Here is a 21048-nt window from a genome sequence, read left to right as displayed (position 1 = left end):
ACGGGAGTCCGGCCTGCGGCGCATACTGGAGACGCAATTGTGACCGGTCACAACGGGGTGAGGAACAGATGACGGCATCCGAGCGCGCGAACGGGCGCGACGCCATCCGCGATGGGCGCACCGCCCTCGGCATCGAGTTCGGCTCGACGCGCATCAAGGCCTGCCTGATCGACGCGGACGATCCGACGGCGGTGCTCGCGGTCGGCGCGCACGAGTGGGAGAACGCGCTCGTCGACGGAGTGTGGACGTACTCCCTCGACGCGATCTGGTCCGGCGTCCGGGCCGCGTACGCCGAGCTGATCGCCGATGCGGAGCGCACCCACGGGGTGCGGCCCACGACCTACGGCGCCATCGGCGTCTCGGCGATGATGCACGGCTACCTGGCGTTCGACGCCACGGGGGAGCTGCTCGTCCCGTTCCGCACCTGGCGCAACACGAGCACCGGTCCGGCGGCGGCCGAGCTCTCCGCTCTGCTGGGCGTGAACATCCCGCTGCGCTGGTCCATCGCGCACCTCCACCAAGCGGTGCTCGACGCGGAACCGCACGTGGCGCACCTCGACCACCTGACGACCCTCGCGGGCTACGTGCACGAGCGCCTCACCGGGAGGCGCGTGCTCGGGGTGGGCGACGCCTCCGGCATGTTCCCGATCGACCCCGCCACGCGCGACTACGACGCGGAGCTCGTCGCGCGCTACGGCGGTCTGCTGGAGCGGACGGCGCCCGTGCTCGCCCCGCGCCTGGGGCTCACCGCTCTCCTGCCCGACGTGCTCGTCGCCGGCCGACCGGCGGGCGACCTCACCGCGGAGGGCGCCGCCCTGCTCGACCCGTCGGGCGAGCTGAAGCCCGGCATCCCGCTCTGCCCGCCGGAGGGCGACGCCGGCACGGGGATGGTCGCCACCAGCGCGGTCGCGCCCCGCACCGGCAACGTCAGCGCCGGCACCAGCATCTTCGCGATGGTGGTGCTCGATCGTCCGCTCGCGCGGGTGCACGACGAGCTCGACGTCGTCACCACCCCATCCGGCGATCCGGTCGCGATGGTGCATTGCAACAACGGCGCCAGCGAGCTCGCGGCCTGGGTCGGTCTGTTCGAGAGATTCGCCGAGGTCGCCGGCGCGGCGGTCGACACCGACACCGCCTACGACGCCCTCTTCCGGGAGGCCCTCGCCTCCGACAGCGATGCTGGAGGCGTGCTCGCCTACAACCAACTCGCGGGCGAGCCGATCGCCGGGCTCGACGAGGGCCGCCCGCTCGTGGTCCGCACACCGGGAAGCCGCTTCACCCTCGGCAGCTTCATGCGGGCGCAGCTGTACGGCGTCTTCGGCACGCTGGCGCTCGGGATGCACGTGCTCGGCGATGAGGGCGTCGCCCTCGACCGGATGTTCGCCCACGGCGGCATGTTCCGCACGGCGGGGGTCGCGCAGCGGTTCCTCGCCGGCGCTCTCGACGCTCCCGTCTCCGTGGCCGAGACGGCGTCGGAGGGCGGCGCCTGGGGCATGGCCGTGCTGGCCGCGTTCCGGGAGGAAGCGGAGCGCGGAGCGACTCTGGACGAGTACCTCCGCAGGCACGTCTTCGGCGGGTTCGCATTCGAGACGACGACTCCGGACCCGGACGACGTCGCCGGATTCGCCGTCTTCCTCGACCGCTACCGTGCCGGCCTCGCCATCGAGCGCACGGCCGTCGCGGCCCTTCCCGTGACGACTGCCGGATCCGCGGGCGCCCACCCCGACCCCTCGGCCCCGGAAGGAGCCTCCCGATGACCGACGCTTCCGCCGTCACGCCGGACCGCCCCGGCCGCCCGGGCCGTCCGGACCACCCCGGCCGTCCGGACCACCCCGAGACCCCCGCGGTGCGGCGCGTCCGCGAGCAGGTCGCCGCACTGCACGCCGAACTGGTCCGCTATGGACTGGTGGTGTGGACCGGCGGCAACGTCTCCGGCCGCGTGCCCGGCGAGGACCTCTTCGTCATCAAGCCGAGCGGCGTCGACTACGACAATCTGGCGCCCGAGAACATGATCCTGTGCACGCTCGACGGGGAGGTCGTGCCCGGCTCGCTCGGCTCCGACCGCTCCCCGTCGTCCGACACCGCCGCCCACGCATACGTCTACCGTGCTCTGCCCGACGTCGGCGGCGTGGTCCACACCCACTCCACCTACGCGACCGCCTGGGCGGCCCGCGCCGAGGCCATCCCGTGCGTCATCACCGCCATGGCGGACGAGTTCGGCGGCGAGATCCCCGTCGGACCGTTCGCGATCATCGGCGACGACTCCATCGGCCGCGGCATCGTGGCGACGCTGTCCGGGCACCGCAGCCGTGCCGTCCTGATGCAGAACCACGGCGTCTTCACCATCGGCACGGATGCCCGCGACGCCGTCAAGGCCGCGGTCATGGCCGAGGACGTCGCCCGCACGGTGCACCTCGCCCGCGAAGGCGGCCCGCTCGTGCCCATCGCGCCGGAGGCGATCGACCGCCTCTTCGACCGCTACCAGAACGTCTACGGACAGACCCCCGAAGGGACCGATACCTGATGCCGAAGCTCACCCCGTCTCCGAACTCCGCCACGCTCGACGGGTACGAGGTCTGGTTCCTCACCGGAAGCCAGCACCTCTACGGACCCGAGACGCTCGCGCAGGTCGCCGACCAGTCGCGCGGCATCGCCGACCAGCTCGGCGCATCCGCCGACGTGCCGGTGCGCGTGGTCTGGAAACCGGTGCTCACCGACTCCGACGCCATCCGCCGCGTGATGCTGGAGGCCAACGCCGACGACCGTGTGATCGGCCTCGTCGCGTGGATGCACACGTTCAGCCCCGCGAAGATGTGGATCACCGGCCTCGACGCGCTGCAGAAGCCGCTCCTCCACTTCCACACGCAGGCGAACGTCGAGCTGCCGTGGGGCGAGATCGACTTCGACTTCATGAACCTCAACCAGGCTGCGCACGGCGACCGCGAGTTCGGGTACATCCAGACCCGGCTGAGCATCCCGCGCACCACGGTCGTCGGACACGTCAGCGACCCGACGGTCACCGCGCGCATCGGTACGTGGACCCGCGCCGCCGCCGGCTGGGCGGCGACCCGATCGCTCAAGCTCGCCCGTTTCGGCGACAACATGCGGTTCGTCGCCGTGACCGAGGGCGACAAGACGGAGGCGGAGCTGGCGTTCGGCGTGCAGGTCAACACCTGGGGCGTCAACGAACTGGCCGACGCCGTGGCCGCTGCGTCTCCCGCGGACGTGGATGCGCTCGTCGCCGAGTACGAGGACCTCTACGACGTCGCCGCCGAACTCCGCCGCGGCGGGGACCGGCACCAGTCGCTGCGCGACGGCGCCGCGATCGAGCTGGGCCTGCGCTCCTTCCTCGAGGAGGGCGGCTTCGGCGCCTTCACGACCAGCTTCGAGGACCTCGGCGCGCTGAAGCAGCTCCCCGGGCTCGCCGTGCAGCGGCTCATGGCCGAGGGCTACGGCTTCGGCGCCGAGGGCGACTGGAAGACCGCGATCCTCGTGCGCGCCGCGAACGTGATGGGGGCGGGCCTGCCGGGCGGCGCCTCCCTCATGGAGGACTACACCTACGACATGACGCCGGGCGACGAGCGCATCCTGGGCGCGCACATGCTCGAGGTCTCGCCGACGCTCACGACCGCCACGCCGACGCTCGAGGTGCACCCGCTCGGCATCGGCGGCAAGGACGACCCGGTGCGCCTGGTCTTCACGGCGACGCCGGGCCCCGCGGTCGTGGTGGCGCTGTCGGACATGCGCGACCGCTTCCGCCTCGTGGCGAACGTGGTCGAGGTCGTGGATCCCTCGGCCCCGCTGCCCAAGCTGCCGGTCGGTCGTGCCGTCTGGAAGCCGGCCCCTGACTTCACCACCTCGGCGACCGCGTGGCTCGAGGCGGGCGCCGCCCACCACACGGTGATGAGCACAGCCGTCGGCGTGGAGGCGTTCGCCGACTTCGCGCGCATCGCCCGCACCGAGCTGCTCGTGATCGACGACTCCACCACCCTGCGCGCTTTCGAGCGCGAACTCGACTGGAACGCCGCCTACTACCGCCTCGCCCGCGGCATCTGACCCCGGCCCCTCCAGGATGCTCTCCCCGCCCCTCCTCAAAAACACCGCCGAGTCCGCAAAAAGTGGGGTCGAAACCGTCGAGTACGCAGACAATTCGTGTACTCGACGGGTGCGCGGGGCGCGGCGGCGGGGTTGGATGGGGAGCATGACTCAGCAGGAGATGCCGACGCTCGCCGTGACCGGGGTGACGGGCACGGTCGGGCGGTTGACGGCGGCCGCGCTCGCCGACGCCGGGGTCCCGTTCCGGATGCTCGCCCGCACGCCCGCGAAGGCGCCGTCCCTCCCCGACACGGTGGCCGTCGCGTGCACGTACGGCGACGCCGTCCAGGCCCGCGCCGCGCTCGCCGGGGTCGAGACGCTCTTCATGGTCTCGGCCGCCGAGAACGCCGAGCGCCTTCGTGAGCACTATGCGTTCGTGGATGCTGCGGCCGAGGCGGGCGTGCGGCACATCGTCTACACGTCGTTCTTCGGGGCCGCGCCGGACGCGACCTTCACGCTGGCCCGCGACCACTACGCGACGGAGGAGCGCATCCGCGGCACCGGGATGACGCACACCTTCCTCCGCGACAACCTCTATCTCGACTTCGTCGAGTACATGGTCGGGGAGGAGGGGGTCATCCGCGGCCCGGCGGGCACTGGCCGGGCCGCGATGGTGGCGCGCGCGGATGTCGCGCGGGTCGCGGCCGCCGCGCTGCAGCATCCCGAGCAGCACAGCGACGTCACCTACGACCTCACCGGGCCGGAGGAGCTGACGATGGCGGAGGTCGCCGAGACGCTGTCGCGGCGACTCGGACGGGCGGTGTCGTTCCACGACGAGACCATCCCCGAGGCGTACGAGTCGCGCAAGCGGTGGGATGCTCCCGACTGGCAGTACGACGCCTGGGTGTCGACGTACACGGCCATCGCCGCGGGCGAGCTCGCCGGGGTGAGCGACGCCGTCGAGCGCGTCACCGGCCGGGCGCCCCTCTCCCTCGACGAGCTCCTCCGCGACCGCTGACCCTCCGCGACGAGAGGGGGCCCGCCGAGGTTCACGTCGTTGCGGCCATTCCGGCGGAATGAGCGCCACGTCGTGAACCTCGACGGGCCGGGGTGGGGCAGTGCGGTTACGGCTGGGACTGCCAGCCGCCGCGGGGCGGGGTCGGCCAGTGCGGCCGGGTGGAGACGATCTTCGTCACCGCGCCGCTCGTCGGGTCGAGCAGCACCTGCCGCTGTTGCGGGTGCCACCAGTCGAACAGGCCGCCGAGCGAGCCCGCGCGGGTGTCGAACGACGAATCGCCGACGCGTCCGGTGAGCCAGTTGCTCTCGATGAAGCGCAGCACGCTGGCCTGCTCGATCGGGTTGTGGTCGACCTTGTTCTGTGCCGCCCAGGGCGAGACCACGAGCAGCGGGAGGCGCTGGCTCGGGCCGCAGCGGTCCGCGTAGCCGCCGGCGGTGTGCGAGACGCTCGTGCACACGGCGGAGTCGACTGCGGCGTCGTTCGACCCGTTGGTCACCTTCGGCGCCACGTGGTCGTACCAGCCGTCGGAGTCGTCGTAGGTGACGACGACCGCGGTGCTCGACCAGCTGTCCGACTTCTGGATGGCGTTGATCTCGTTCACGAGGAACTTCTGCTCGTCCAGCGGGTCGGAGTAGGCGGCGTGGCCGTCCTGCGCCTCCGGGGCCTTGAGGAACGAGACAGCCGGGAGGTTGTCCGACTTCAGGGCCGCGTCGAACGAGGTCAGGTCGTACTGGTGGTTCGCCTGGTCGGTGTGCCCGATGGCCTTCACGCTGGAGGGTGCGAGGTGGTGCGGGTTCGACGTCGACTTGTAGTACTGGAAGGGCGAGTGGTGCGGCGAGTAGTCCTTCGGCGTCGCGCCGGCCACGTTCGCGGTGGTCTTGTCGCAGGCGGCGTAGGAGCCGGACTGGCCGTTCCAGGCGGTGGTCGGCGTGAAGCCTCCCTGGAACCAGCCCCAGGTGACGCCCCGCGCGTTGAGCAGGTCGCCGACGTTCTTGCCCGCCATCCCGACGACCGCGGAGGTCGAGGTGTGGTCGTTGTCGGAGCAGTCGTCGTACGCGGGGTCGGGGTCGCCGATCACGGTGCCGACGCCGGCCGCGTTCGGCGACTGGACGGCGGTGGAGGCCGGGAGCACCGCACCCGACTTCGGGTCGTACGCGGTGCCGCCGTGGGTCTGACCCGAGATCAGGTTGAGCGCCCCCGGAGTGGAGGGGCCGAACTCCGTGTCCCAGTTGTTGTCGCTCATGGCGTAGTTCTGGGCGTAGTTCCAGAGACCGGTGACGGTGTTGCCGTCGTAGTAGTCCATGACGAGCCCGGGTGCGCCGTAGGCGCCGGTGCAGGTGTCCGTGCTGGTCCTCTGGACGAACATGTCCATCTTCCCGGCGTCGACGGCGGCCTGCTCGGCGGCGTAGCTGTGGTTCTGGTCGCAGGTGACCGCCTGCGCCGGGGTCAACCGCTTGGGCGCGTAGAGGTTGGGGTTACTGGTCAGCGTGCCGCTGCTGGCCAGCGTGTTCGCCGCGGGGGTGCGTGGTGCGGCGGTGAACGGCGTCCCGTCGGTGTTCGCCGCGTTCGGGTAGGTGCCGAAGTAGTGGTCGAAGGAGATGTTCTCGTCGAAGATCACGACGAGATGCTTGATCGGAGTGACGGTCTGGGCGGAGTGGTCGCCGTGACCGCCGGAGCCGTAGCCGTAGCCGTTCTGCGAGGCCGAGGCGGAGGCGGGCGCGCCTGCCGCGACACCGGCGCCGACGAGCGCGGCGACGCCGAGAAGGGCGGCTCCGGCTCCGGCGAGGGTGGAGCGGCGCAGACGGGTGTGTCTGGACACGTTTCCTTCTTTCCTGCTGGTGGTGGTGGTCGGCGCGGGCGCGCCGGCCGGTCCTCCGGATCGTCAGGCGAGCATGGTGCGCCCGAGCCAGTCGGAGGAGTCGCGGACGCCGGGCAGGGCGAAGTAGTAACCGCCCCCGAACGGCTGGATGTAATCGACCAGCGGCTCCCCTGCGAGCCGCTTCTGCACGGCCACGAACTGCCGGTCGAGGTCCTGGTTGAAAGCGACGAAGATGAGTCCCATGTCGAGGTTGCCGTTGGAGTCGGTGCCGCCGTCGTAGTTGTACGCCCGGCGCAGCAGTCGCTGGTCGGCTGTGGCGGAGGTGCGCGGGTTCGCGAGGCGGATGTGCGCGTCGAGCTGGATGACGTCGCCGGTCGCGTCCAGCTCGAAGTGCGGATCGTCGAACTCGCGGGAGGCGGTCAGCGGTGCCCCGGTGTCGCGGCGGCGGCCGATCATGTTCTCCTGCTCGTGCAGGTTGACGCGGTCCCAGAACTCGACGAGCATCCGGATGATGCGCACCACGTGATAGCTGCCCCCGTTGGTCCAGGCGGGCTCGCCGGCGCTGCCGCCGCGTGTCCAGACGAGCTTCGACATCAGTGCGGCGTCGGTGACGTCGGGGTTGCTGGTGCCGTCCTTGAACCCCATGAGGTTGCGCGGGGTCCCGCTCGGACGCGGAGGGGAGACGAACCCGTCCTGTCGCCAGCGCACCTGCATCCCTCCGCGGGTCGCCCGCGCGATCTCGCGGACGGCGTGCGTGACGGTGTCGCGCTCGTCGGCGCACACCTGCAGCAGCAGGTCGCCGTCGCACGCCTCGCGGCGCAGCGCGTCGTCGGGGAAGGCGTCCATGGCCCGCAGCCGTGCCGGTCTGGCCGGGGCGAGTCCATAGCGGCCGTCGAACAGGGAGGCGCCCGCCGACAGGGTGACGGTGAGGTCGCCGGGTTCGACGGTGGGGCCGAGCACGCCCGAGTCGCGGGGTGGTGCGGTCAGCCCGGGGTCGGGGGGCGTGCCGCCGGCGGTGAGGAACCGCGCGCGTTCGGTGATGGTCTTCAGCAGGTCGGCGAGCTCCGCGCGGTCGGCCGCGGTGGCGTCGAGGGCGATGAAGGCGGCGGCCCGCTGCGGTGGCGTGAGGATGCCCTGCTGGTGGGTGCCGTGGAAGGGGTGTCCGTGGGCGGCACCGCCGGTCCCCGCGGTCGAGGCCGCTGACGATGCTGTCGCCGGCAGAGCCGCCGCGCCGATCCCGGCACCCACACCCGCCGCGGCGGCCACTCCGACGGGGAGCGCGACGCCGGCCGCGGCGAGGAAGCCGCGGCGGCCGAGGCCCGCCGCCGTCGCAGCGCCGGTCGGCTCTCGGTCGCCCATCGTGTTCTCCGCGTCGGTCACGAGTCCCTCCTCGGGTCGCAGATGGCGGCGACCGGGGCCAGCAGCTCCGCGTCTTGGTCGAGGGCCGCGTCCAGCTGTTCCCGCTGTGCGCGATCGAGCGCGTCGAGCGGCGTCCAACTGCCGTCGGCGGCGCGGAAGGTCTCGACCAGTGCACGGGTGCGCTGCAGCGCCTGCGTCGTGCGGTCCAGGTCGGCGTAACGGGAGGCGAGGATGTCGTGCAGCGGTGCCAGCGCCTGGGCCGCGCCGTCGAGGTTCGCGTCGATCGTGGCGAGCGCGGTCCCGGAGCCGGCGTCCGCGGTGCCGGTGAGGACGTCTTGGATGGCGACCTCCACGATCTCGTGCGCGCGCAAAGCGATCGCGCCCGGGTCGATCTCCGCGTCGGCGAAGGCGCCGGTGAGGCGGCCGACTTCTGCGCTCAGCTGCGCGGCGGAGGCGGCGACCGTCGCGGCGGATGCTCCGCCCCAGAGCTGGGACTCGACGAGGTGGAATCCGGTCAGACCGTCGCGCGGGAGCCCGTCGATCTGGTCCCCGAGGTCGCCGAACGCGTCGTAGGCGGCGCCGAGCGTCTCATACGTGCTGTGGGCGGTCAGCCAGTCGCGCTTGGCCCCCGCTAGGTCGCCCTCCTCGGCGTCGGCCGACAGGGCGGCCACCTGCTGCTGCAGGGCAGGCAGGCGCCCGGCGACCCACTTCCCATAGGCGAGGGCGACCGGTATCAGGTCCCCTCGTGTGACGGGGACGAGCCCCGGAGTGAGCTGAGCGGCGGCCGGGGCGGCTCCGACGGTGACGGTGGGACCGCGGACCGGATCGGCGTCCGCGGGGAGACACACGAACCGGTAGCGCCCGCTGCCGAGCACGACGTGCGCCTTCGCGTGCGCACCCGCGCCGAGATTCTCCAGGTCGAGGTAGACCTTGCCCCCGACCGCCTCCTGGAGGTAGACCTCCATCCCCGCGACGGTCGGGTTGGTCACGGTGAGGTCTTCGTCTCCGCCGGCGACGTGACCGGAGGTGCCCCAGCCCGAGCCGCAGTCGTCGAGTCCGGCCGAGACGGCGTACGAGCCGGCGGCCGATGCGACGGCGGCCGGGCGGGCGGCGATCGCGAACGTCACGGCCGCTGCGACGAGCACGCCGACGACTGCGAGGATCGCGGTCAGGCGGGCTCGTTTCGACATCGCGGGGGTCCTTCGCGGGGAGGTTCCGACGCCGGCGGCGCTCCGGCAGCAGCGATCCTAGGAGCCGGCTGTGCGTCTCGGGAGGGGAGGTCATCCCTTGTTCACCTGACGGTCACGGGAGGAGCCCCGAACGGGGGGTCCTGGCCCGGAACGGGCTGGGAGACACGACGTGTACCGGTGAGAATCCCCACAGATTGGGGGCAGCCCGGACACCGCTTCTTCACCTTCCCGTCGCCGTCCCTTCATGAGGGAGCCTCAGCGTATGCGTGACGGTCGCCCACCAGAGGCACGAGACCCCCGCGTGCCGGCTCCGTCCCCATCCCGAAGGCACAGCCATGTCCGCGACGCCGCGCATCGTTTTCTCCACGTTCCGTTCCAGCGCCGATCCGATGTTCCTGGCCTGGACGCGCTTCCTCCAGACCGTCGAGGGTGCCGCCCGTCGGACCGGGTCGATCGCGGTCTCGCGCCCCGGCACCGCGGCCGCGATGAGCGTGACGCGGCGCACCCCGATGGCGCATCCCGTGGTCGCGGACGGGGCGTGCGGCGTCTGGCGCATCCTCGCCTCCAACAACCGTGAGCTGGGCCGCAGCGCCCGCGCCTACACGTCGTACGCCAGCGCACGGGCGCACGTCATCGCCCTGCGCGCCGGCGTCGAGGGCCTGCGGCTCACCACGGTGAGCGGGGAGCGCACCGGGATGCACGGCTGGTACCTCTCGCACGGCCGGCAGCCGGTCATCACCTGCGGACGCTGGTACGGCGCCGCCGCCTCCGGAACCACCGCGGCATTCGCGGCGATCGACGCGCTGCGCGAGGCGGAGATCGAGGACACGGTGCGTCGGCTGGAGCCGCCGCGGCGGACCGGCGCGGTCGCCGACGACGTCGTGTGGTGATGCGCCGACTCCTGCTGGTCGCCGGGGCGGCCGTGATCGCTGCCGTCATCGGTCTGACGGCTCTGAGCTCGGCGCCCGCGCCGCGCGGCTGGAGCGTGCCGCCGTCGGACTCGGCGCCGCTGCCGGGCGACTCCGTCGAGGGCGCGGCGGGGACGGGCGACCCGGGGGCGGAGGTCGCCGGTGCCCTCGCGGACACCGGGGCCCCGGCGACCATCCCTGCCGGGAACGCGTCCCGCGTCTCCCGATCCTGGGCGGCGGACGTCGCCCGCCGCACCGGCATCCCCGAGCGCGCGGTCCTCGCCTACGCGGGTGCGGCCACCGCGATCGGCGGCGAGGACCCGGGATGCCACCTGGGCTGGTCGACGCTCGCCGGGCTCGGTGCGGTCGAATCGCACCACGGGACCATCGACGGCTCCGCACCCCAGCCGGACGGCACCGTCCAGCCGCCCATCCTCGGCCCGCGGCTCGACGGCACGGACTACGACGCGGTGACGGACACCGATGGCGGCCGCCTCGACGGGGACGCGCGCTGGGATCGCGCCGTCGGCCCGTTCCAGTTCATCCCCGCCACGTGGGCGCAGTGGGGCGCCGACGGCTCGGGCGACGACGTCGCCGATCCGCAGCAACTCGATGACGCGGCCCTCGCGGCCGGGCGCTACCTGTGCTCCGCCGGGGACCTCTCGCGGCCGGCGGTCTGGCGCAGCGCGGTCTTCTCGTACAACCACCTCGACTCCTACGTCGACGCCGTGGCCGCCGCGGCGAACGCGGTCGCCGCGAACGCGCGCGGCGCGAATCCCCGATGAACGCCTTCGCCGGCCGATTCGAACTCGACGGCCTGCTCGGCAGCGGCGCGACCGCCTCCGTGTACCGTGCGCGAGACACGGTGACGGGAGCGACGGTCGCCGTCAAGGTCCTGCACCCGCGGCTCTCGGGCACGCCGGCACAGCGGGAGGCGTTCTTCGCCGAGGCGGCCTCCGCCGCCCGGGTCGACCACCCGGCGGTGCCCGCGGTCCTGGGACACGGCGTGGATCAGGAGGGCGGCGAGCCGCGCGCGTGGATCGCGACCTCCTGCGCCGCCGGACGCACGCTCGCCCGGCTCGTCGAGTCCGACGGGCCGTTGGCGCCGGTCGCCGCGCTCGCCCTCGGCGCACGACTGCTCGACGCAGTCGCCGCCGTGCACGCAGCCGGACTGGTGCACCGCGACATCGCCCCCGGCAACGTCATGGTCGCCGACGACGGCGGGGTCTGCCTGCTCGACTTCGGGCTCGCGGATGCTCCAGGGCTCCCGGCGACCGGCGGCGATGTCTTGCGCTCCGGGAGTGGGAGTGGGAGCGGGAGCGCCGGGCACGGTGGGGTGATCGGCAGCGTCAACTACCTCTCGCCCGAGCAGGCGCTCGGTGGCGCTGTCGACGAGCGGGGAGATCTCTACCAGGTGGCGGGGCTGCTGCACTTCGCGCTGACCGGCCGTCCGCCCTTCCCACGCGCGACCACCGAGCAGACGATGTCGGCGCACGTGTCGGCGCCCCCGCCGGTGCCGTCTGCCCTCGACTCCCGCATCCCGCCGGCCATCGACGAGATCGTCGTGCGCGGCCTGATGAAGCAGCCGTCTGCCCGGCACGTCAGTGCGGTCGCCATGGCGGCCGCTGTGCGTGAGGTGCTCGGCGCCGCCGCGCCGCCCGCTCTCGGTGCGGCGGCGCAGGCAGGGATGAGCACGCGGGACGGGGTGACGGCCGTCCTGACCGCGCCCGGCCCGGCATCCACGCTCACTCCCGCGCCCGGCCCGTCGACCTTCGTCGGGCCGGGGGGTGTGCCCGTGGATCGGGAGGCGGCGACAGCCGTCCTCCCCCGCGGCCGTCGGGTGACGGGGGCGCGGGCCGCCACGTACACCACCTCGCAGGGGCGGCTTTCGCCGCAGCCCTCGCCGGCCGTTCCCCGCCCAGCCGTGGGTGCGGCGTCGCCGACCGCGGCGTCCGGATCCATTGCTGGGCCCGGGTCCACCGCGGTCTCATCCGCCGCGACCGTCCCGGCTGCCGCTCCGGCGTCGTCGTCGGCTCGCCCGGGGCGCACGGCTCTCGCCGTCACCGCCGGCGCCGTGGCCGTGGCCGCCACCATCTGGCTGGTGGCGGCGAACGCCGCGCCGACCGTGCCGCCGTTGGCGGCTGTAGCGAGCGCACCGCCGTCGTCGCCGGTCGTGACGCCGACGCCGACGGTCAGCACCGCCCCGCTGGTGGCCGCGCCGCAGCCCATCTCCGTGCCCGAGCTCACCGGCCTCCCACGGGCCGACGCGCTCGCCCGGCTGGCCGCCGCAGGCCTGGCCGGCGGTGCGGTCGTCACCCGCGACGGGACCGCGCCCGCCGGGACGGTGCTGGAGACGCAACCGGCTGCGGGAGCAGCGGTGCAGCACGGCGCCGTCGTCGCGCTCGTCGTCGCCTCCGGCCGCAACGCCGTGCCCGACCTGCGGGGTCAGACCATGGTGTCCGCGGGCGCGACGCTCTCCGCCGCCGGGTTCGCCGTCGTCGAGCGCACGGTCGTGGACTCCACCGTCCCCGACCGCACAGTGCTGGGCAGCGAGCCGGGGGCCGGGACGGTCGTCGCCCTCGGCGACACCGTCACCGTCGTGGTCAGCCGCCTTCCGGCACCGCCCACTCCGACCCCGACGCCCACGCCCACCACGACCCCGTCGCCGACTCATCCTCCCGCGCCATGACCCCCATCCGCGCACGGTTGCAGCCCCTTCATCCCCCCGTCTCCCGGCGTTCACCCGCTCTGAGCACGCTGTGCCGAGGCCCACGCCCACTCGAGGAACCCGAATGTCACAGCACACCATGACCGTCCCGTCCGAGCCGGACACGCGCCAGCGACCCCGCTCCCTGGCCGCGCGCCCGTCGCGCTCGGACTCGGTCTTCCGCACCGTCAGCTACGCGGCGGGAGCGACGACGGTCGGCATCATGCTCGCCGTCGGCTTCTTCCTCGCCGCGCGGGCCGGCGACGCCCTCAGCGTCACCGGCTTCTCGTTCCTCACCGAGCAGCAGTGGTCGCCCGAGACGCAGAAGTTCGGGATCGCCGCCGTGCTGAGCGGCACGGTCACCATCGCGATCATCGCGATGTGCGTCTCGGTGCCGCTCGCGCTCGGCACCTCGCTGCTCATCTCCGAGATCGTGCCGCCGCGCGTGAAGACGGCCCTGATCAGCCTCGTCGACCTGATGGCCGCCGTCCCCAGCGTGGTGTACGGCCTGTTCGGGCTCTTCTTCCTGCAGGAGAACATCATCCCCGTCGCGCGCTGGATCTCGGCCCACTTCGGCTGGATCCCGTTCTTCGCGGTGACCGACGGCAGCGGGCACCAGCTGACCGAGGCGAGCGCCTTCACCTCCTCGGCCTTCATCGCCGGCCTGGTGGTCGCCCTCATGGTCGTGCCGACGCAGACCTCGGTGATGCGGGAGGCGTTCTCGCAGGCTCCGGCGGGCGAGCGCGAAGGCGCCTATGCCCTGGGGTCGACGCGCTGGGGGATGATCCGCTCCGTCGTGCTGCCGTTCGGGCGTGGCGGCATCATCGGCGGCACCATGCTCGGCCTGGGCCGGGCGCTCGGTGAGACGATCGCCGTCTATCTGATCATCTCGCCGGTCTTCACCATCAACCTGCAGGTGCTCAAGACCGGGTCCAACTCGGTCTCGGCCCTCATCGCCAACCGATACGGCGAAGCGAGCACCTTCGGCCTCTCCGCGCTCATGGCCGCCGGCCTCGTGCTCTTCCTGATGACCCTCGTCGTCAACTTCACCGCCTCCTCCATCGTCGCCCGCTCGCGCTCGGGCGCCCAGACCAACTGACGGCCGGAACCACATGACCACCACCGAGAACTGGAACGCGCCCACCCTGCTGGTGGACGACATCACGGTCGTCGCCGCGCCCGCCGAACTGCCCGACCCGCCCGCGGCCGGCTCCGCGCACGCCCACACCGTGCTCCCTCCCGAGGATCGCGGCGAGATCGGCCCGCGCCGGGACCTCAGTCAGACGACGTCGGAGGACCGGTTCAACCTCTGGGGTGCGCTGGTCGCAGGCATGGCGCTGGCGCTGCTGCTCTTCGGCTGGTTCGCGCCGCTCACCGGCGAGGTCGGCTGGACCATCGTCGCCTTCCTCTCCTTCATCGGCATCTACGCCCTGCTGGTCTCGCTGCGCTCCAACCGGCAGACGGTCGCCGACCGCGTGATGACCGTGCTCTTCGTGAGCTCGGGCCTGCTGCTCTTCGCCTCCCTGGTCTTCGTCTTCGTCTTCGCGTTCGCGCGGGGGGCCTCCGCGGTCTCCCATCTGAACTTCTTCGGCCAGACGATGGAGTTCGCCGGGCCGCTCGACCCGCTCACCAAGGGCGGGGTGCTCCACGCCATCGTGGGAACCCTCATCCAGATCACCATCGCGCTCGCCATCACCGTCCCGCTCGGCGTGGCGACCGCCGTCTTCCTCAACGAGATCGGCGGCCGGTTCGCCCGATTCGTCCGCACGATCGCCGACGCGATGACCGCGCTCCCGTCGATCGTCGCCGGCCTGTTCGTCTATTCGGCCATCATCACGTTCATCACCCACCAGCGGTCCGGCTTCGCCGCGTCGCTGGCGATCACGGTGATGATGCTCCCCATCGTGATCCGCGCCTCCGATGTCGTGCTGCGCCTCGTCGCCGGCAACCTGCGCGAAGCGTCGTACGCGCTCGGCTCGACCCGCTGGCGCACGGTCTGGCACGTCGTGCTGCCCACCGCGCGTTCGGGGCTCGTGACCGCGGTGATCCTCGGCACCGCCCGCGGCATCGGCGAGACCTCGCCGGTGCTCCTCACCAGTGGGGTGACGGCCGTGATGAACGTCAACCCGTTCAGTGGGCCGATGATCTCCCTGCCCCTCCAGGTCTTCGACTTCGTCAAGAGCCCGGAGCCGAACATGATCGCCCGTGGCTTCGGCACGGCCGTCGTGCTGATCCTGCTGGTGCTCGCGCTCTTCTTCGCTGCGCGCGTGCTGGGCGGCAAGGCTCCCGGGCAGCAGTCGGCGGGAGGCCGTCGGCGCACCGCCGACGGGAGCCGGCGCGATCTGATGCGCATCGAGACCCGCTCCCGCCCGTCCACCGAGCCCTCCGACTCCGCCGCACCCGAACAGAAGGACCCCACGCCGTGACGCCCCGACCCTCCCGCCGCATCGCGCAGTTCGCGCTGGCCGCGGCCGCCGCCGTGCTCGCCCTCGCCGCGCCGCTCGCCCCGCAGACGGCGCAGTCGGCCCAGGCGGCCGGTGAGAACTGGGCGCCGATCACCGGCACCGGCTCCACCTGGTCGCAGAACGCGCTCGACCAGTGGCGCCGCAACGTCGCCACGAACTACAGCATGACGGTCAACTACTCCGGCACCGGATCCTCCGCCGGCCGTCGCGACTTCATCGCGCAGACGGTCGACTTCGCGGTCAGTGAGATCCCGTTCCAGTCGTCGCCCGAAGACGGCTCATCGCCCGAGAAGCCCGTGTCCGGCTTCGCCTACATGCCCATCGTCGCCGGTGGCACGTCGTTCATGTACAACCTGAAGATCGGCGGCAAGCGGGTCACCAACCTGCGGTTGAGCGGCGACACGGTCTCGAAGATCTTCACCGGTGTCATCACGAACTGGAACGACCCGCAGATCGCGAAGGACAACCCCGGGCTCGCGATGCCCGACAAGGCGATCGTGCCCGTGGTCCGTTCCGACGGCTCCGGCTCCACGGCGCAGTTCACCCTGTGGATGTCGAAGCAGCACTCCGCGCTCTGGAACGCGTTCTGCGGAAAGGTCGGCCGGCCGACCCCGTGCGGTCTCACGTCGCAGTACCCGTCGTACGGCAACTTCAAGGCGCAGAGCGGCTCGCTCGGCGTCGCCGGCTACGTCAGCCAGTCGTACGGCGAGGGCGCCATCACCTACGTCGAGTACTCCTACGCGCTCAAGTCGGGCTTCCCGGTCGCCAAGGTGTTGAACTCCGCCGGCTACTACATCGAGCCGACCGCCCCGTCCGTCGCCGTCGCCCTGATGAAGGCCGCGATCAACGACAACGCGTCGTCGCCCGACTACCTCACCCAGATCCTGGACGGCGTCTACAACAGTGCCGACCCGCGCACCTATCCGTTGTCGAGCTACTCGTACATGATCGTGCCGACCCAGGTCGCGGGCATCTTCACCACGGCCAAAGGCAAGACCCTCGGAGCGTTCTCCAACTACATGCTCTGCGAGGGCCAGCAGCAGGCCGCGACGCTCGGGTACTCGCCGCTGCCGATGAACCTCGTGCAGGCGGGATTCGCGCAGATCAAACGCATCCCCGGCGCCGACGTGAGCGGCGTCGACCTCAACAAGTGCAACAACCCCACGTTCAAGCCAGGGGACTCGCCCTCGAACAACCAGCTGGCCGCCAGTGCGCCGCAGCCCGCCCCCTGCGACAAGCAGGGACCGGACCAGTGCACCACCGGTACGGCCGGCGCACGCAACACGCCCACGGCGACGACCGGCGGCGGCAAGGGCGGCACGTCGGCCGAGGCCGGCGGCGGCGCTGCCACCGGGGGCGGTGCGCCTGCGGCCGGCGGCACCGGTGACGGCGGGGCGGCGACCGACGGCTCGACCGGGACGACGGGCGACACGGAGCTCACCAGCGCGAACGCCGCGAGGGCCACGCCGTTCGCACTCGCCGACGACGGCTGGGGAGGCCAGCAGACGGTCATGCTGATCGCCGCGGGGCTGCTGGTGCTCGCGATCGTCCTCCCGCCCCTGCTCCTCGGCCGCCTGCGCCGCTCGCGAGGCTCGTCGCACTGACCCCGACCCGCCCTCCCGCACCCCCGCCCGTCGAGCGGTGAGCAGTCGCGGGTGTCCGCTCCCGGACACCCGCGACTACTCGCGTCTCGGCGGGCTTCCCGGCGTGCCCGCGGCGTGTCCCGGTGCGGTCTCCGCTGGACAAGCTCCCGTCGTCAGCCCGTTCCCGGATCGTTCATCGGGATGTCACGAACCGCCCATAGCTTGGCGCCCGGCCGAGGCAGGTTCGGCCGCAGAAACCCCGGGAGAGACATGGAATCGAGCGGTCGCGTGCGGCCTCGCGGAACGATCGCGCGAGCCCTCGTCTTCGGTGCCCTCGTGGGCATCGCGGCCACCGCCGTGTTCGCCGGAGTGGGAGGAGCGGGAGCGGGCTCGGCGCGCGCCGCGGACGCCACCGCCGTCACCGCGACGGCCGCCCAGCAGGACAAGGACGCGAAGGACGCGCCCTTCCCCGACCTCGCCGTCACCGTCTCGCAGACCACCGACCTGATCTCGCAGGGCATCACCGTGTCGTGGTCCGGCGGCAAGAAGTCCACCCCGCCGAGCGGCACGAACGGTGGCGAGAACTTCCTCCAGATCGCCCAGTGCTGGGGCGAGGACCCGGACAACCCGGGCCACCCCGACCGCACCACCTGTCAGTACGGCGCCTTCAACAGCCCGGGCGCCCAGCGCGACGGCTTCGTCACCGACGACACGGTCGCGACGCAGGACGAGAAGTACTCGATCCCGCGCCGGGGCCCGTTCGCGCCGGGCTACACCTCCATCCCGTTCACGAGTGTCGACGGCACCGTGGTCACGTCGATCGAGAACGGGAAGCAGAACGGCATCAACGTCAACGTCAACGAGTTCTTCAACCCCGGACAGTCCAACGAGGTCCCCTGGGCCGGCTCCGCGTCGAACGGCAAGGGCTCGGTGCGCTTCGAGGTGCAGACGGCGCTCCAGGCCAACGGCCTCGGTTGCGGGACGCCGGTGAAGAGCGGCTCGACGACCGCCCCGCAGACCTGCTGGCTCGTGATCATCCCGCGCGGCACGGGCGACTCGGGCGAGTCGCACATCACGCAGTCGGGTCTGCGCTGGGACGCCTGGAAGCACAACATCGCCTTCAAGTTGACGTTCAAGCCGCTCGGGATCTCCTGCAACATGGGTGCGGCCGAGCGTCAACTCCGCGGGAGCGAGCTCGTCGCCGGGGCCGTCTCGTCCTGGCAGCCCGTACTGTGCAACTCCCAAGGCGGCGCGATCTACACGATGAGCAACAGTGCCGAGTCCGACGCCGCCGCGGCCGCCAACAACGCGGACTCCGCGCCGCTCGCCCTGACCTCCCGCGCGCTCGGCGGCGAACAGGACGAGCTCCGCTACGCTCCGGTCGCCGTCGGCGGCCTGGCGATCTCGTTCGCGATCGACCGTGCGCCCTCGGCGGGCGACGGGACGCCGGCCGAGCAGACCGACAAGGCCGGGCTCACGTTCGACTCCCTCAAGCTCACCCCGCGTCTTCTGGCCAAGCTGCTCACGTCGTCGTACCTCGACGCTCTGCCGACCTACGCCGACAAGAAGCACCTCGGAGCGAATCCCCGAAACCTGCTGCTCGACCCGGAGTTCCTCGACGTGAACTCCGACATCCCCGACTGGAAGTTCCAGGCGATCGTCGCGCCCTCCGTGGCCGATCTACTGGTCCCGCAGGGACGTTCGGACGCCGCCTATCAGCTCTGGCGCTACGTGCTCGCCGACCCCGACGCGAAGGCGTTCCTCGCCGGGGCGGCCGACCCCTGGGGGATGAGCGTCAACCCGAACTCCTCGACCGACGCGAAGCGCAACCCGACCGGTGAGGCCCTGGAGCTGCCGCGGGACGACTTCCCGAAGGCCGACCCGGTGATCCAGCCGGGCGTGAACGGCGCCGCCGAGATCAACCTCGTGACGTGGCGGCCGTACACCAACGATCTCGACCAGTCGGCGTACCTCACGCTGCGCGGCGACGGGCAAGTGCTGGGCGCGTGGGATCCGCAGGCGACGCCGCCCAAGTACGGCAAGAGCGTGCGCAGCCTGCCCGGCTATCAGAAGGTCCTCGGCCTGACGGACACGAGCTCCGCCGCGAAGTACCAGGTCGTCACCGCCTCCCTCCGCAACGCCGCGGGCCAGTTCGTGACGCCGACGACGCAGAGCCTCACCGCTGCGGCGACCGCGATGACTCCGGTCGCCGGGCAGTCCCAGGTCGTCGAGTACGATCCGGCGGGCTCCGTCGCGAAGTCGGCCGCCGCGGCGTACCCGCTCGCGATGCCCGTCTACGCCGCGACCAACCCGGCCCGCGGGGATGCCGCCACGCGTGCCGACTACGCGGCGTTCATCCGGTACGCGGCGACGACCGGCCAGACCCCGGGCGTCGAGGCGGGCCAGCTGCCGCCGGGCTACGCGCCCATCCCCGCGGCCTGGAAGGCGCAGGCCATCGCGGCGGCGGCGGCGATCCAGTCCGGAGCGTCGCTGGACTCTCCGGACGACGGCGGGGGCAACGGCTCGTCCGCAGGGAACGGCACCACGGGGGGCTTCGGCGGCGACGGATCCTCCGGAGTGACCGCCGAGCCCGTATCGGCTCCGTCCACCCCGCAGGCCCTCGGCGACGCCGCAGGCAGCCTCAGCGGCGCTAAGACCGCGAAAGACCCGGACACCGGCGCTCTCGCCGCGGTCCTCCCCGGCGGACTGCTCGGCGGCCTCGCCGCGGCCGGCGCCGTCCCCGTCATCGCCCGCCTCCGGCGGTTCCCGTGACGGCACCAGAACTCGGGCGCGCAACCGCCCGACGAGCGCGTTCCGACCGGTCCGCGCCCAACCCGAAAGGAACCAGAGTGAAGATCAAGAAGGCTGCGGCCGTCTGCGCTGTCGTCGGCACCGCCGTCGCCGGTCTCGTGCTCGCCACGCCGGCGAACGCCGACCCCGTGTCGAACAGCTACGTGCTGGTCGGCTCGGACACCCTCCAGGATGTCGCCAACGCGCTCGTCAACGGCACCACCGTGACCGGCGTCAACGTGCGCGCCAGCTCGGCCAGCGGAAACGTCGCCTCGTACGACGCCTTCGGGTCGGCCGCCATCCAGACCAAGCCCTTCGGCCCCTACTTCGCACGCCCGGCCGGTTCCGGCGACGGCGTGAAGGCGCTCGCCAAGTCCATCGACGGCAAGACCCCCTTCGCCGTCTCGGGCAACACCACCCCGCCGGCCCTCATCCCCAGCCAGGTCGACATCGCCCGCTCGTCCTCGGGTCCCGGCTCGGCGCAGAACGCCAGCGGCCCGCTCGCGTACGTGCCGTTCGGTCGCGACGCCGTCTCGTACGCCATCGCACCGGGGACCGGCGCGGGTCTCGAGCAGCTCAGCACCGCTCAGCTCACCCAGATCTACAACTGCTCGCTCACCACGATCAACGGCGTCGCGATCAAGCCCGTGCTTCCGCAGGCCGCGTCCGGCACCCGCAAGTTCTTCCTGTCGGCGATCGGCGTCAGCTCGATCGGTTCGTGCGTCAACGACAGCACCCTCGCCGAGAACGACGGCACCGTGCTCAGCCAGCCGGGCCAGATCATCCCGTTCTCGGTGGCCAGCTGGGTCGCGCAGAAGAACGGCGCCGCGCAGAACCGCACCGGCTCCTCCACCCTGGGCAGCGCCCTCGGCACCACGGCTCCGTTCACCGGCTCGGGCAACGCCCTCGTCCCGAACGCGGCCTACTACAACGACTCCACCTGGGGCCGCGACACGTACCTGGTCGCCGAGTTCGCGCGTCTGGACAACTCGAGCGCGACGTACGACCCGAACCTCGCCGCTCTGCTCGACCCGACCAAGGGCAAGAGCCTGACGAACTTCGGCACCCTTGCGGGTACGTCCGGAGCCGTGAAGTCGAAGTTCGGCTTCCTCGCCCCCACCAACACCACGGTCCTGCGGGCCAACTTCCCCTCCTGATCCTCCGACCCGAACGC

Annotated in this window: 15 protein-coding genes; 12 read left to right on the top strand and 3 right to left on the bottom strand. The window is 72.2% G+C overall.

Features of this window, described 5'->3' with window-relative positions; genetic code table 11:
- Positions 1-68 precede the first annotated feature (68 nt).
- The 4 genes from U870_RS0113280 to U870_RS0113265 all read left to right on the top strand — a co-directional run bounded on the left by U870_RS0113280 (position 69) and on the right by U870_RS0113265 (position 5053).
- Positions 69-1757, top strand: a complete 1689-nt coding sequence (locus tag U870_RS0113280) for a xylulokinase (RefSeq protein WP_025157875.1) — start codon at positions 69-71, stop codon at positions 1755-1757.
- Positions 1754-2524: an L-ribulose-5-phosphate 4-epimerase gene (locus U870_RS0113275; RefSeq protein ID WP_025157874.1), complete on the top strand. Its 771-nt coding sequence runs from the start codon at positions 1754-1756 to the stop codon at positions 2522-2524. Before U870_RS0113280 ends, U870_RS0113275 begins: the two co-directional genes overlap by 4 nt.
- Positions 2524-4056, top strand: coding sequence for an L-arabinose isomerase (gene araA / locus U870_RS0113270; RefSeq protein ID WP_025157873.1), 1533 nt, complete (start codon positions 2524-2526; stop codon positions 4054-4056). The genes U870_RS0113275 and araA overlap by 1 nt, the downstream gene beginning before the upstream one ends.
- A gap of 145 nt (positions 4057-4201) precedes the next feature.
- Positions 4202-5053, top strand: coding sequence for an SDR family oxidoreductase (locus U870_RS0113265; protein ID WP_025157872.1), 852 nt, complete (start codon positions 4202-4204; stop codon positions 5051-5053).
- A 106-nt stretch (positions 5054-5159) separates the two neighbouring features.
- Here U870_RS0113265 and U870_RS0113260 read toward each other — a convergent pair whose 3' ends face one another.
- The 3 genes from U870_RS0113260 to U870_RS0113250 all read right to left on the bottom strand — a co-directional run bounded on the left by U870_RS0113260 (position 5160) and on the right by U870_RS0113250 (position 9421).
- Positions 5160-6872 carry a phospholipase C gene (locus U870_RS0113260; protein ID WP_025157871.1) on the bottom strand — a complete coding sequence of 571 codons (1713 nt, stop codon included), beginning with the start codon at positions 6870-6872 and terminating at the stop codon, positions 5160-5162.
- Between the two features lie 63 nt (positions 6873-6935).
- Positions 6936-8252, bottom strand: coding sequence for an iron uptake transporter deferrochelatase/peroxidase subunit (gene efeB / locus U870_RS0113255; protein ID WP_025157870.1), 1317 nt, complete (start codon positions 8250-8252; stop codon positions 6936-6938).
- Positions 8249-9421, bottom strand: a complete 1173-nt coding sequence (locus U870_RS0113250; RefSeq protein WP_025157869.1) for an EfeM/EfeO family lipoprotein — start codon at positions 9419-9421, stop codon at positions 8249-8251. The genes efeB and U870_RS0113250 overlap by 4 nt, the downstream gene beginning before the upstream one ends.
- A 335-nt stretch (positions 9422-9756) precedes the next feature.
- Here U870_RS0113250 and U870_RS0113245 point away from each other — a divergent pair, with 335 nt between their 5' ends.
- The 8 genes from U870_RS0113245 (at position 9757) to U870_RS23205 (ending at position 21031) form a co-directional block, all read left to right on the top strand.
- Positions 9757-10311, top strand: coding sequence for a hypothetical protein (locus U870_RS0113245; RefSeq protein ID WP_025157868.1), 555 nt, complete (start codon positions 9757-9759; stop codon positions 10309-10311).
- Positions 10311-11114, top strand: a complete 804-nt coding sequence (locus U870_RS22605) for a hypothetical protein (protein WP_043710118.1) — start codon at positions 10311-10313, stop codon at positions 11112-11114. The genes U870_RS0113245 and U870_RS22605 overlap by 1 nt, the downstream gene beginning before the upstream one ends.
- Positions 11111-13018, top strand: a complete 1908-nt coding sequence (locus tag U870_RS0113235; protein WP_025157866.1) for a serine/threonine-protein kinase — start codon at positions 11111-11113, stop codon at positions 13016-13018. Before U870_RS22605 ends, U870_RS0113235 begins: the two co-directional genes overlap by 4 nt.
- 103 nt (positions 13019-13121) lie before the next feature.
- Entirely contained in the window at positions 13122-14135 is a 1014-nt protein-coding gene (gene pstC / locus U870_RS0113230; RefSeq protein ID WP_025157865.1) for a phosphate ABC transporter permease subunit PstC, read from the top strand.
- A 13-nt stretch (positions 14136-14148) separates the two neighbouring features.
- Positions 14149-15462 carry a phosphate ABC transporter permease PstA gene (gene pstA, locus U870_RS0113225; RefSeq protein WP_025157864.1) on the top strand — a complete coding sequence of 438 codons (1314 nt, stop codon included), beginning with the start codon at positions 14149-14151 and terminating at the stop codon, positions 15460-15462.
- Positions 15459-17105, top strand: coding sequence for a phosphate ABC transporter substrate-binding protein PstS (gene pstS, locus U870_RS0113220; RefSeq protein ID WP_115644439.1), 1647 nt, complete (start codon positions 15459-15461; stop codon positions 17103-17105). The genes pstA and pstS overlap by 4 nt, the downstream gene beginning before the upstream one ends.
- A gap of 249 nt (positions 17106-17354) precedes the next feature.
- Positions 17355-19856 carry a hypothetical protein gene (locus U870_RS0113215; RefSeq protein ID WP_162819155.1) on the top strand — a complete coding sequence of 834 codons (2502 nt, stop codon included), beginning with the start codon at positions 17355-17357 and terminating at the stop codon, positions 19854-19856.
- A 77-nt stretch (positions 19857-19933) separates the two neighbouring features.
- On the top strand, positions 19934-21031 hold the full coding sequence (locus tag U870_RS23205; protein WP_025157861.1) for a hypothetical protein: 1098 nt from the start codon (positions 19934-19936) through the stop codon (positions 21029-21031).
- Positions 21032-21048 lie beyond the last annotated feature (17 nt).

The organism is Leifsonia aquatica H1aii, assembly GCF_000633535.1.
Classification (GTDB): Bacteria; Actinomycetota; Actinomycetes; order Actinomycetales; family Microbacteriaceae; genus Leifsonia; species Leifsonia aquatica_A.
Note: the sequence above shows the minus strand (reverse complement) of the source record. Positions and strands in the feature narration are given on the sequence as shown.

Bases quoted from the DNA above. Each gene is read 5' to 3' on its own strand.
- U870_RS0113280 (WP_025157875.1), top strand. From the start codon at position 69: ATGACGGCATCCGAGCGCGCGAACGGGCGCGACGCCATCCGCGATGGG.
- U870_RS0113275 (WP_025157874.1), top strand. From the start codon at position 1,754: ATGACCGACGCTTCCGCCGTCACGCCGGACCGCCCCGGCCGCCCGGGC.
- araA (WP_025157873.1), top strand. From the start codon at position 2,524: ATGCCGAAGCTCACCCCGTCTCCGAACTCCGCCACGCTCGACGGGTAC.
- U870_RS0113265 (WP_025157872.1), top strand. From the start codon at position 4,202: ATGACTCAGCAGGAGATGCCGACGCTCGCCGTGACCGGGGTGACGGGC.
- U870_RS0113250 (WP_025157869.1), bottom strand. From the start codon at position 9,421: ATGTCGAAACGAGCCCGCCTGACCGCGATCCTCGCAGTCGTCGGCGTG.
- U870_RS0113245 (WP_025157868.1), top strand. From the start codon at position 9,757: ATGTCCGCGACGCCGCGCATCGTTTTCTCCACGTTCCGTTCCAGCGCC.
- U870_RS22605 (WP_043710118.1), top strand. From the start codon at position 10,311: ATGCGCCGACTCCTGCTGGTCGCCGGGGCGGCCGTGATCGCTGCCGTC.
- U870_RS0113235 (WP_025157866.1), top strand. From the start codon at position 11,111: ATGAACGCCTTCGCCGGCCGATTCGAACTCGACGGCCTGCTCGGCAGC.
- pstC (WP_025157865.1), top strand. From the start codon at position 13,122: ATGTCACAGCACACCATGACCGTCCCGTCCGAGCCGGACACGCGCCAG.
- pstA (WP_025157864.1), top strand. From the start codon at position 14,149: ATGACCACCACCGAGAACTGGAACGCGCCCACCCTGCTGGTGGACGAC.
- U870_RS0113215 (WP_162819155.1), top strand. From the start codon at position 17,355: ATGGAATCGAGCGGTCGCGTGCGGCCTCGCGGAACGATCGCGCGAGCC.